At 59.9% G+C, this 11,528-nt stretch carries 14 protein-coding genes; 11 read left to right on the top strand and 3 right to left on the bottom strand.

Annotation, left to right across the window (positions count from 1 at the left end):
- The first annotated feature begins 33 nt into the window (after positions 1-33).
- From EKL02_RS04345 to EKL02_RS04315, 7 genes are all read left to right on the top strand, one after another.
- Entirely contained in the window at positions 34-828 is a 795-nt protein-coding gene (locus EKL02_RS04345; protein WP_164931948.1) for a DUF4184 family protein, read from the top strand.
- 121 nt (positions 829-949) lie between these two features.
- Positions 950-1,261: a hypothetical protein gene (locus EKL02_RS04340; protein WP_128900902.1), complete on the top strand. Its 312-nt coding sequence runs from the start codon at positions 950-952 to the stop codon at positions 1,259-1,261.
- 113 nt (positions 1,262-1,374) lie between these two features.
- On the top strand, positions 1,375-1,647 hold the full coding sequence (locus EKL02_RS04335) for a hypothetical protein (protein ID WP_128900901.1): 273 nt from the start codon (positions 1,375-1,377) through the stop codon (positions 1,645-1,647).
- A gap of 72 nt (positions 1,648-1,719) precedes the next feature.
- Entirely contained in the window at positions 1,720-2,025 is a 306-nt protein-coding gene (locus EKL02_RS04330) for a hypothetical protein (RefSeq protein WP_128900900.1), read from the top strand.
- A 30-nt stretch (positions 2,026-2,055) separates the two neighbouring features.
- The gene (locus EKL02_RS04325; protein ID WP_128900899.1) at positions 2,056-3,195 is read left to right on the top strand and encodes a DUF3182 family protein; all 1,140 of its coding nucleotides are present in this window, start codon (positions 2,056-2,058) and stop codon (positions 3,193-3,195) included.
- A complete protein-coding gene (locus EKL02_RS04320) occupies positions 3,179-3,985 on the top strand; it encodes an alpha/beta fold hydrolase (protein WP_128900898.1) in 807 nt (268 codons plus the stop codon). The genes EKL02_RS04325 and EKL02_RS04320 overlap by 17 nt, the downstream gene beginning before the upstream one ends.
- Positions 3,986-4,314: 329 nt before the next feature.
- Positions 4,315-4,620, top strand: coding sequence for a hypothetical protein (locus EKL02_RS04315; RefSeq protein ID WP_128900897.1), 306 nt, complete (start codon positions 4,315-4,317; stop codon positions 4,618-4,620).
- A gap of 96 nt (positions 4,621-4,716) precedes the next feature.
- On the opposite strand, the gene EKL02_RS04310 is transcribed toward EKL02_RS04315, so the two are convergent.
- Positions 4,717-4,971 (bottom strand): hypothetical protein, encoded by a 255-nt coding sequence (locus EKL02_RS04310; RefSeq protein ID WP_128900896.1) that lies wholly within the window; start codon positions 4,969-4,971, stop codon positions 4,717-4,719.
- Between the two features lie 381 nt (positions 4,972-5,352).
- On the opposite strand from EKL02_RS04310, the gene EKL02_RS04305 reads away from it, so the two are divergent.
- From EKL02_RS04305 to EKL02_RS04290, 4 genes are all read left to right on the top strand, one after another.
- On the top strand, positions 5,353-7,779 hold the full coding sequence (locus EKL02_RS04305) for a transglycosylase domain-containing protein (RefSeq protein ID WP_241687905.1): 2,427 nt from the start codon (positions 5,353-5,355) through the stop codon (positions 7,777-7,779).
- 198 nt (positions 7,780-7,977) lie between these two features.
- Positions 7,978-8,292, top strand: a complete 315-nt coding sequence (locus tag EKL02_RS04300; protein ID WP_128900895.1) for a hypothetical protein — start codon at positions 7,978-7,980, stop codon at positions 8,290-8,292.
- A 116-nt stretch (positions 8,293-8,408) separates the two neighbouring features.
- Positions 8,409-9,032: a trimeric intracellular cation channel family protein gene (locus EKL02_RS04295; protein ID WP_128900894.1), complete on the top strand. Its 624-nt coding sequence runs from the start codon at positions 8,409-8,411 to the stop codon at positions 9,030-9,032.
- Positions 9,033-9,173: 141 nt separating this feature from the next.
- Positions 9,174-10,121, top strand: coding sequence for a hypothetical protein (locus EKL02_RS04290; protein ID WP_128900893.1), 948 nt, complete (start codon positions 9,174-9,176; stop codon positions 10,119-10,121).
- Here the strand turns inward: EKL02_RS04290 and EKL02_RS04285 are convergent.
- A complete protein-coding gene (locus EKL02_RS04285; protein ID WP_128900892.1) occupies positions 10,118-10,936 on the bottom strand; it encodes a protein phosphatase CheZ in 819 nt (272 codons plus the stop codon). The genes EKL02_RS04290 and EKL02_RS04285 overlap by 4 nt on opposite strands.
- A 141-nt stretch (positions 10,937-11,077) precedes the next feature.
- The gene (locus EKL02_RS04280; RefSeq protein WP_347232096.1) at positions 11,078-11,500 is read right to left on the bottom strand and encodes a hypothetical protein; all 423 of its coding nucleotides are present in this window, start codon (positions 11,498-11,500) and stop codon (positions 11,078-11,080) included.
- Between the last annotated feature and the right edge of the window lie 28 nt (positions 11,501-11,528).

Here is an 11,528-nt window from a genome sequence, read left to right as displayed (position 1 = left end):
CGATAATGACGCTTTTACATGGCGCCAGCCTTCATGCCATTCACCTTTGCCCATCCTGCCGCCATCATTCCCCTGCATCGCGCGCTGCGCCGTCATGGCGTACTGTCCGCGCTGATTATTGGCAGCATGGTGCCGGATTTCCAGAATTTCCTGCCTTTTGACGTCGACCGCAGTGAAAGCCATAGCATTGCAGGCATGTTCTGGTTTTGCCTGCCGGTCGGCCTGCTGGCGTATCTGCTGTTTCACCTTGTGCTGGAAAGACCCTTGCGCCACCTGCTGCCGCCAGTGATCGCTGCCCGCATGGGCGAGCCCCAGCGCATGCCGCTTCCCTCCGCCTCCGGCCCCCTGATCCTGTTATCGCTCTTGCTCGGGATCGTCACCCACCTCGCCTGGGATGCATTTACGCACTACAGCATAGTGACCGTCCTGGTCATCCCCCCGCTGAGCGAGCACCTGTTTTCAATCGGGGAATACCACGTCTATCCCTACAAGTTGCTGCAACACGCCAGTACGCTGGCCGGCACCCTGCTGGTAGGGCAGTGGATCTGGCGCGGGCTGCAGCGGCCCGACTTGCCGCACGCCCCGCCATCGGCGCTACTGGCGCGCCGGAGCCGGCGCACTATCATTGGGATTTTGCTGGCCATGCCGCCCCTGATTGGCATCGGCATGGCGGCGCACGCCTTTTCCATTTCATATGGCACGATGATGCTCAAGGATGTCGTGCGCGAAGCAGTCGTCACCACGATCTCGAGCTTTGGCTTGCTGGTCATCGCCTATAGCCTGGTTTGGCATATCTTTCTCGGGCAAGGCGAACGCGCAACGCGATAGCACCCGTCCACTGCGCCCAATTGGCGCCCCTTATTTACAGGCACATGGTTTGCTTTCATCAAGGTCAAAGCCGCCTTGGACGGCATCCGCGAAAGCCAGTATTGAATAAAGAGGCGAAGCCATGGAAAAAATGCGTGTCCGGCATACCGACGATGCCGTCTCCGGCATCGGCGCGTTGCGTGAAATCCTGGTCAATGAACTGACCAACATCGAGAGCCTGATTGCCCTTGCTGTAGAAAACGATCCGGAAATTGAAACCGATCCGCTCATACTCGAGGCCTACCAACGCCTGCGCACCAGTCTGATCAGCGGCGTCGTCAGCGCTGACGAAGTGCTTGGATGGGTTCACGCCCTTGCGGAAAAAGATCCGGAAGGAAATGAACTGGAATGTGTCCGACGCTTACCCCAAGTAAACATTCTGCCTACGAATTAACGGGATTTTGGGCATAACGCACCTGCACCGTGCACCATGCATTGATGCCGTGCGACCGGAAAATCTGGCCATCTTTGTAGAATTTTTAAAATATCGTTCCTCGGAGTCGCCAAATGCCTCTGCGCTATTTCAAGCTCGACACCCTGATTCCTACGTCCTGCGAAAACTGCGGCAGGCAAAGCATGGAAACGCTGGCGCGGCTTTATTCGGAGGCCCGGCTTTTTTGCCCTGGCTGCGGACAGGAACATACTGTACAACGCACCGACTTCCGGCGGACCGTGGAAGAAACCGAGGCGGCCATTACCAACCTGCCCGCCTGGATGGCGCGAGCAATTTCACGGCTGGAGCGCTGGCGCGCTGGCGGCAATTCGGCAAGTCCACCGTGAATGGAAAAATGGAACTTCAAGCGCATGGGCAACTCAATCAGGTTCTGCTTTTGCTTGGATGGATGAAAAGTAATGAATACTGGAAATACCGAAGGACCCGTCACCTATTACACGCCCTATAATCCTGCGCGTCTGCTTGATGCGTTATTGCAGCATTTTCAGCTCGATAACGATGGTGCGCTGGCACGGCGCCTGAACGTCGCAAGCCAGGTGCTTTATGCCATTCGCCAGGGCGATCAGCCGATTGCGGCGTCGATGCTGCTATGGATGCAGGAAGCCAGCGGTTTGAGCATGCGCGAATTGCGCCATTATCTGGGAGACCGACGCGCCACCTGGCGTCCGGTTTACGCCATCCGCCCGCCACAGCGCAAACGCTAGCCCGGGCGGCAACCCCAACCAGGAGCGCCCATGGATGCGCATTCTTCACGGGTTTATACGGCAGCACGCACCGTCGTGCTGCTTTCCAGTGGACCGCATGCAAATCCTGCCGGGCATGAGCACGTCAGCAGGATGTGCCTTGCCAGCAAGCTGGCAAACCTCCTGGCTTGTGAATTCGGCGGCGAATTCGACCCCGCGTTGAACTATGACGCACTGCCTTACTTTATCCCGGACGATACCCTGGCGAGCCTTGAACTGGCGCACCGCTTGGGCATTCGAGACACCAGCAACCTGTTTGGCGGCGTTGTGCCCTATCCGTTTGTCGCCACCAAGACCATTACCCATCCCCTGTTCACTGCCGAGGCGCAAGCCCCGGCAGGATGGTCGCATGCGTTTGGCACGCAGGTACGCGACGTGGTGCTGCCTGGCTATTCTGCATTTGCCCCGACTGATGCGTTGCAGGCGGCAACGCGCTTGCTGGGGCAAGGTTCGGTGCGGATGAAAAAAGCGTCCGGCAGGGGCGGTTGCGATCAACAGGTGATCAGCGACGCTGCCCTGCTCGATGCCGCTCTGCAAACAGTCGATGCCACCGAATGGCGCGATAGCGGCGTGGTATTCGAATGCAACCTGAACCAGGCCGTCACTTACAGCGTAGGCCAGGTGCAAGTCGGATCGGTACTGGCAACGTATTGCGGCACGCAGCAAACCACCATCGACAGCATCGGCCGCGAAGTTTACGGTGGCTCGCACCTGACAGTGGTGCGTGGCGGCTTCGATGCGCTGCTGGCACTGGACCTGGGACAAGCGGCACGCACTGCCGTCGACCAGGCCCGCGTCTACCATGCCGCAGCCATGACCGCATTCCCCGGGATGTTTGCATCGCGCTGCAATTACGATATCGCGCAGGGCGTGGACGACCGCGGGCAATGGCGCTCGGGCGTGCTCGAACAGTCGTGGCGCATTGGCGGCGCCAGCGGCGCCGAAATCGCGGCCCTGGAAGCATTCCAGGCGGACCTGGCGCTCGACGTGGTATGCGCCTCGACCACGGAAATTTATCAGGCCGACCCTGCACTGCCGACCGGCGCCATGGTCTACTGCCGCCATGTCGATCCGCGCGTGGGGCCTATCGTCAAGTACGCCCTGCTGGAAAAATATGCCCAGCCGCGATGAACGCGTCACCATTGCCATCGACGGCGGCTGCATTGCCGGCACGATCGTCACGCCAACGCCACGCCTGCCCGGCGTCCTGTTCGTGCATGGATGGGGAGGCAGCCAGGACCAGTACCTGGCCCGCGCGCGGCAGGTAGCCGCACTGGGCTGCGTCTGCCTGACCTTCGACCTGCGGGGCCATGCCGAAACCAGGCCGCAACAAGAAACGGTGTCGCGTGAAAACAACCTGCGCGACGTCGCCGCCGCCTATGACGTACTGGCGGCACACCGGCTGGTCGACCCCGCATCGATTGCCGTGGTGGGCAGCAGCTACGGCGGCTACCTGGCGACGATCCTCACTTCGCTGCGCGGGGTCAAATGGCTGGCGCTGCGGGCACCGGCGCTCTACATGGACCAGGATTGGGATGCGCCGAAGCGGCAATTGCACCGCGGCGATGAATTGCTGATGTACCGGCAGCACCTGGTGATGGCAACGGATAACCGGGCACTGCGGGCATGCGGCGCATTCACGGGAGATGTGCTGGTAGTGGAGTCCGAACGCGACCAGGTGATCCCGCACCCGGTGATTGCCAGCTATCTGGAAGCCACCACCCAGGCACACTCACTGACCTACCGCGTGCTGGAGGACGCCGACCATGGCCTGACCGACGAAACCAGCCAGCGCGCCTACACCACGCTGCTGCATAACTGGCTGCGCGAAATGCTCATTGAGCCGGAAATTAGCCTGGCGGAAAAAAACATGCAAAAAAAAGCCCGCGACCTTGCGGAGCGGGCTAAATCCAATTCATAGAGACTTGGAGGAGACAGTTCCAACTATAAAGATCTGCCAACTCCATGTCTGCTTTATTTCTTCGATAACTGATATTCAGTCTCGTTATAATACGCATGATCCCCCTGCGTTGTGCAGCTCGCGGCGAGAATTTCTCGCCGCGGCCACTGTCTCCCATCTTCTCCGGATTTGGATTTTTTTAACTGCGGGCCAATAATATTACAGTTACGTTACAGAGTCATCCTGCACTGCAAAAGATTAACAAGTACAATAATGCCTAGAATCAATATTATGCTTTTGCCCCAAACCTGTAATAAAATTAATTAATTAAATTAATTACAAGGATGATTATGGACAGCAACCCACTGTTAAATCGGCCCGAATACGATCCCAATAACCTGCTGGATTCTCTGATCGAGAAGCTGGGATTGAAAAATGACGCCGCGCTATCGCGCGCGCTGGAAGTGGCGCCGCCTGTCATCAGCAAGATCCGCCATCGCCGCTTGCCGGTCGGGGCCTCGCTTCTGATCCGCATGCACGAAGTCAGCGACCTGAGCATCCGCGAACTGCGTCTTCTGATGGGGGATCGCCGCGAGAAATTCCGTATCAGCCCGGAACAGTTCAAACCGAAAAATGCCGAAGGCGAAGCCGAATAACCGGCGTTGCCGTTCCCTCTCGCATTTGCCTGATCTGATAGCGCAGTGACCGTTGCTGGCAATGGTCACTGCGTCGTTGTTTCCGAAACTGTTCCTTTAGTCGATTTCAGAGCCCTGTTGTATTTTGCGCAGCAGCAGATCGGCCTGAACGCTGGCATCGTACTGGCTCGAACCGCGCTGGTAAATCATGGCGCCGACGGTGCCAAGAAAAGCAAACTCTTCCTCTGATACCTTGGGTTGCATGTGCGCCATGAATTCGGCGAACGGCGACACCAGATCCTCGAGCGCCCATGTATGGTTCAGGCGGTCACCCAGCTGACGCATCAGCGTGATTGCTTCTTCTTTTTCCATTGATCGCTCCCTTGAATTATTTTTTTATTCTAGGTAAGTGCGTCAGGATTGAAATGTCAGGATAGAAAAACCCGGCGCATTTTTTCCAAATGGTCACAAAATTCCCTGTAACTGTCGCTTGCTTGCGACAAACCTTACAATAACGCACCATACGAACGCCGCCGGCACCTGCCAGCTGCATTCGTCGCCGTTCGCGCCTGCGGGCAGGCGGCACATCCTTATTCAGTTCGGAAAGTCATTTTGGAAGCAGAACGCAAGCAAGAAAACTGGTTGAAGCGCCAGGATTGGGCAAAGCACGCAGCGCGGATCCAGCGCCTCTTCGCGTGCATTCTCGGCTATTTCAAGGGTGTCGCAGATGCCTCCCTGCCGCTTGGCGCCAGGATCCGGTCGTTGTTCAAGGGCCTGGGGGCGCTCGGCTTGCTTGGCCTGGCGCTGCTGCTTGCCTATACGCTTGTGCTGATCCCCTTCACGCCCGGCATTGCCGACCTGCGCAAGGCCAAGGTCGACCAGCCCGCCGTCCTGCTGTCTGCCGATGGCAAGGAGCTGGCCAGCTTCAGCCGCAACAACCGCGAATGGGTTGAGCTCAAGGAAATTTCGCCGCATGTCATCAAGGCGCTGATCGCCACCGAAGACCACCGCTTCTATGAACACCATGGCATCGATTTCAAGCGCACGGCATCGAGCATCCTCCATACCCTGCAGGGCGACCCGCAGGGCGGCTCGACCCTGACCCAGCAGCTGGCGCGCAACCTTTACCCGGAAGAGATCGGGCGGCAGCGCTCGGTCACCCGCAAGATCAAGGAATTGATCACGGCGCTCAAGATCGAGCTGACCTATACCAAGCAGGAAATCCTGGTGACCTATCTGAACACCATGCCCTTCCTGTACAACGCCTTCGGCATCGAAATGGGCGCCCGCACCTATTTCGACAAGCCGGCAGCCAGGCTGAACGTGCTGGAAAGCGCCACCCTGATCGGCATGCTCAAGGGCACCAGCTACTACAATCCTGTCATCAACCCCGAACGCGCGCAGCGACGGCGCAATGTCGTGCTGTCGCAGATGAAGAAGCGCGGCGTGCTGAGCCAGGCCGAGTTCGACACGTTCAAGAAACGCCCCCTGCGGCTGGACTTCGAACGCCAGCAGGAACCCCAGGGGATTGCACCGCATTTTGCCGAACATGCGCGCAAGTGGCTGATCGACTGGGCCGACCAGAACGACTACAACATCTATGCTGACGGCCTGGTGATTCGCACGACCATCGACTCACGCCTGCAGGCAGCCGCCAACCAGGCAGTGCAGCGCCAGCTCGCCGGGTTGCAGGCGGTGGCCGACGTCGAATGGGCCTCGCCATCGGCGCGCCTGATTTCCTCCAGCCCGTCGACTTACCTCGGCATGCAGCGGCGCGTGAAGCCCTTTGGCCATTTCTGGGATAGCAAGAACGCTGTGGGCGACGCCTTCATTCGGGAAACCGGTGCGTATCGCAACGCGGTCGAAGCGGGTGCGGCGCCGCAGGCCGTGCTCGAGCAGCTCAAGCGCGACCCGGCTTTCATGGAGCGCCTGCGCGCCGACAAGACCCGCCTGCAAGCCGGGTTCGTGGCACTGGATCCATCCACAGGCGAAATCAGGGCCTGGGTCGGCAGCCGCGACTATGGCACCGACCAGTTCGACCACGTCGCGCAGGCGCGGCGCCAGCCCGGCTCCACCTTCAAGCCCTTCGTCTACGGCGCGGCGCTGGAAGACGGCATGCCGTCGGACCGGCGCTTTGCCGACACCGATATCGAGATTGCCATGGACGACGGCACGGTGTGGCGGCCAACGGACATGTCGGCGCCAAGCGGACGCATGATGACCATGCGCGACGGCCTCGTCTATTCCAAGAACACCATCACCGCGCAGGTCATGCAGGAAGTCGGCCCGCGCCGGACCATATCTCTGGCACGCAAGATGGGCATCCAGCAAAGCGAGCTGGATGCGGTCCCGGCACTGGCACTGGGTGTCAGTCCCGTCAGCCTGCTGGAAATGGTCTCGGCCTACGGCACGATCGCCGCCAGCGGCGAATTCCGCAAGCCGGTCTTCGTCGCCAGCATCGAAGACAAGCAAGGACGGCAACTCGCCACCTTCACCAGCAAGGGCAAACGCGCCATGTCCAGCGACACCGCCGAGGAATTGATCGACATGCTGCGCGGGGCGGTTCGGCAAGGCACCGGCCGCGGCCTGATCTCGCGCTTCGGCATCGTTGCCGATGTCGCCGGCAAGACCGGCACGACGCAAAACAATACCGATGGCTGGTTCATCCTGATGCACCCGCGCCTGGTCACCGGTTCCTGGGTCGGCTTCAACGACGCACGGGTGACCATGCGCAGCGATTACTGGGGCCAGGGCGGTCACAACGCCCTGCTGGTGGTGGGCGACTTTTTCCGCCAGGCCTTGAACGGACGCATGGTCGATGGCCGCGCGCAATTCCCGCAACCGCAGGACAGCATGTTTGGCCCGCTGCTGAAACAGATCGATGACTTGCTGGGCCGGAAAAAGCCCCAGCCCGCGCCGGCACCGCCTGCAGAGCCGGAAGAAGATCAGGCGCCCGAGGCGCCTCCTGATGACGTCGAGCGCATCATTACCCAGGCGCGCGATGTCGCGCAAACCATCGAACGCGAGCAGCGCCGGTTCGAAAAAGCCATCGAGGAGCCGGTCAGGGTACTGGAGGGCGTGCGGCGCGAAATGGAATTGCAGGGCGGCGCGCGCAGCGATCAGTCTGGCGGCCCGCCGCGCCAGGCGGAAACCACGGAAGCGCCCAGAGAAAACCGATAAGCGGCCTGCCCCGGGCATTGGGAGCACCGGAGTTAATTCTGTTTTTCGGAACTAATTCATCTATTAATTCCCATTTTAATTGATGAAAAATGCCATTATCATGACATTTCGCTGCACTATCCCGTCGCCGGCAAGTATCGCAATGCCCCACTGCCAGGCGAACCGGGATAGCCAGGCATTTTTAGGAAGGAACAGAGCATGCAGGAAAAAACAGATTGGGAGCTGGTCGATGAGACAAGTTCGGCAACGGGATCGCAATGGCGCTCGCAAGCTGGCGCACCAGGCGAGGCAGGCACGGCGCCAGGAATAAAACAGCTTTTGCGGGCAATGATGGGCCCCTGGTGGCGTTGGAAAATCCTTGGCGCGGCACTCTTTACGACACTTGCGGTCGTCATGCTGGCCATGCTGACAGGCGTGTTTGCGCTGGTTGCCGCAGCCGGCGCTGTCGTGGCAATCGGCATTGGCAAGCTGCGCCAATGGACCAGGCGCCATAACGGCGCGCTGGCGCCCTGATTTACCGGCAAGTCTATTTGCCATCCTGTTCAGTGTCTTGACACCAGGTCGACCAACAGCAAAGGAGAAGTTGCTGTTGGTGAGAAAATACCTGGTACAACAAGAACACTGAACAGATGTTACTCACCACTATCTACATCATTGCCATCATCGCCGAGGCAATGTCCGGCGCCATCATGGCCATGCGCCGCGGCATGGACCTTTTCGGCATTTGCCTGATCGGCACCATTACCGCCCTGGGCGGCGGCACCATCCGCGATATCCTGCTCAACCATTATCCGATCGGCTGGGTAAAGCATCCGGAGTATCTTTTGTACACGACGCTCGCCGCCATCGCGACAACCTTCACCGTGCGTCATTTGCATCATTTGCGCTACCTGTTCCTGGTAGTCGATGGACTGGGCCTGGTCGCCTTCACGATCATCGGTTGCAATATCGGCCTGGCGGGCGGCGTGCATTTCAGCATTGCCATCATTGCCGGCATGGTGACAGGCGTCTTTGGCGGCTTGCTGCGCGACTTGCTATGTCACCAGTTACCCCTCGTCCTGCAAAAGGAAATCTATGCCATGGTGTCGCTGGCCGCCGGCGCTGCCTATGTGGCCATGCTCACGCTCGGCATTGGCGCCGGCACGGCTTCGGTGGCGGCTTTGAGTGGTGGCGTGCTGTTTCGTATGCTGGCAATTCATTACCGTTGGCAACTACCCAGCTTCAAGAACGCCGATTTCCGCGGCTTCGACTAGTAGGATTGCCCGTCGTTAATCCGACAAAATGCTGGCATAATGGGCAATAAGTTGCATTAATTATAAATTCTCAAAAGCAACATTACTATCACCACAATGCGGCGGACAACGTATCTGCTGCGACACGAGGAGACCGTGGCCATGCATGAGTTCGATCATCTGGATGTCACGCATACCGTTGACCTGACTGCTCCCCAGGTGGTCTGCAACGCCGTGTGCGAATTGCTGCACAAGGAAGATGACGCCATTGACCGCAGGCTGATCGAGCGTTCGTTCGAGGTGTTTGCCAGCCTGTATGCCGGCACGCTGCCGGGCTACCACGGCTGCGAAACGCTCTACCATGACATGCAGCACGCGCTGGATGTCACGCTGGCATGCGCGCGCATGCTGGCTGGCCATGAACGCCTCCACGCACCTCCCGGGCGTCTCGGTGGCGGGCGGCTGGCGCTTGGCGTCATCGTTGCACTGTTTCACGATGCCGGCTATATCCGGCGCCGCCAGGATCGCCGCTGCTGGCATGGCGCCCAGTACACCTTGCACCATGTCGCGCGGGGCGGTCGCCTGCTCAGCCATTTCCTGATGCAGGAAGGGCATGGCGACTGGGCGCGTCGCGCCGTCAAGCTGATCCATTTCACCGGTTATGAAATCCCGCTGGACCAGATCCGCCTGGACGACCCGCTCGACCAGCGCCTGGGCCACCTGATCGGCACCGCCGACCTCATTGCGCAAATGGCCGACCGCGTGTACCTGGAAAAATGCCGCGACTACCTGTATGAAGAATTCGAACTGGGCGGCCTCACCAAGCGGCGCCATGCCGATGGCAGCGTCGAGGTGTTATACGACTCAAGCTGGGATTTGCTGAGCAAGACGCCGGCGTTTTATGCCGGCATGGTAAAAAAACGCCTGGATACCGATTTCCGGGCAAGCTACCGCTTCGTCGAGCCGCTGTTCGGCGGCGCCAATCCCTATATCGAGGCGATCGAGCGCAACATGGGATATCTGCAGCAGGTGCTCGACGAAGGCCGCCTGCATGAATTGCTGCGGCGCCAGCCAGAACCGGTACTGGCGCCTGGGGCGCCAGGCAACTAGAAGCCGAGATCGGCCAGCAAGTCGTCGACGTCGCCCTGCACCAGCGCCACGCCTGGCGTCGAAGGCCCCGCCATCAGTTCGACATGCTTTTCCTTCACTGGTGCCGGCGCATTGTCGAGCAACAGCCGGGCCAGGTCTTGCTCGATGCCCTGGGTCACGCCCACGACCTTCTTGATGATCTGGCCGGTCAAGTCCTGGAAGTCTTGCGCCATCATGATTTCGAGCAGGCGCGCCTTTTCGCGCTCGCCCTCGGCGGCCACGCTGGCAGAGAATGCGCGGGCATCGGCGGCAAGCACCTTGAATTCGTCGATCCCAATCTTGCCGGCAAATAGCCGGGCCCAGCGTTCTTCCATCTCGCGCCCCTGGCGGATCATGGCTTCCTGCGCCGGCATCGCGGCTTCAAGTGTATTAAGCACCTTCACCGCCGATTGCTCGGTCAGCGCGGCGATATGCGCCAGCCGGTCTTGCGCATCAGAAATTTGCGAATTGGCCTCGGCGAGCGACTTGTCGTAACCCAGCGAACGCAGGGAATCATGCAACTGGCGCACGATGCTGCCAAGGCGCTCGTACATCGACGCATCGACGGTCTCGGGAGCGTGGGCAACGCCGGCCGCAGCAGCAGCCGGTGCCGAAGCGCCATCAGCACCGCGCAGATACAGCCCGGACACTGCCTGGTAATAGCGGTCCAGCCCGCCCTCACCTGCCGGCGGCAGCGCAACGGCCGGTGCAGAAGCAGGTTCAACCGCCGCTGTCTGGCCAAAGCGCGCCGATTCGGCTTCGAACAAGGCTTCCAGATCGTCCATTTCATTCGACATAAACCACCACTCCGAAAATGATGCACGCAAACGCAGGCATAGGGTTGCAAGATGGCGCCGGCGCGCCTCGGGCTATGGTACAACGCTTCCTTGCCCCGCGCACCCGCAGGGATAGCAAAATAGCCGCCCGGCGCGACACTTTCAGCCGTCCTGCCAGGACCTTTTCCTGATCCTGAAATCGTGATCGGTGACGATCCTGCTTGACTCGATCAGGCTGCTCAGGCCCAGCAGCAGCTCGGTCAGCCTGCCGCCCGGCAGGGACCAGATCTGCGAGGCCGGTGGATTGCAGCCGGTGGCCGCGGCAATCACGGGCGTCACCCAGGCCGCTTCCGGCGTCACATCCAGCAGGGCATCGCCTTCCCCGGACGTATGCAGGAATATCTCGCCGCCATGCGCAAGCCGAAAGCAGATGCCGTGGCGGCCGGCATGCGGCTTTTTGACCGCTTGCTGCAAATCCCTGTTGAACTGGTCGATCCAGGCTTCCACGTCATACGTGGTCGACAAAACGATCCATGGGCGCTCCCTGAATTCCTCTTGCCGCGCGTTATCGCTGTCTTCCATCATTGCCACATACTTTCCGCCAAGCCGATAC

The organism is Janthinobacterium sp. 17J80-10 (assembly GCF_004114795.1).
In the GTDB taxonomy this organism is placed as follows: Bacteria; Pseudomonadota; Gammaproteobacteria; order Burkholderiales; family Burkholderiaceae_D; genus Paucimonas.
This window is presented reverse-complemented; position numbering and strand designations above follow the sequence as displayed.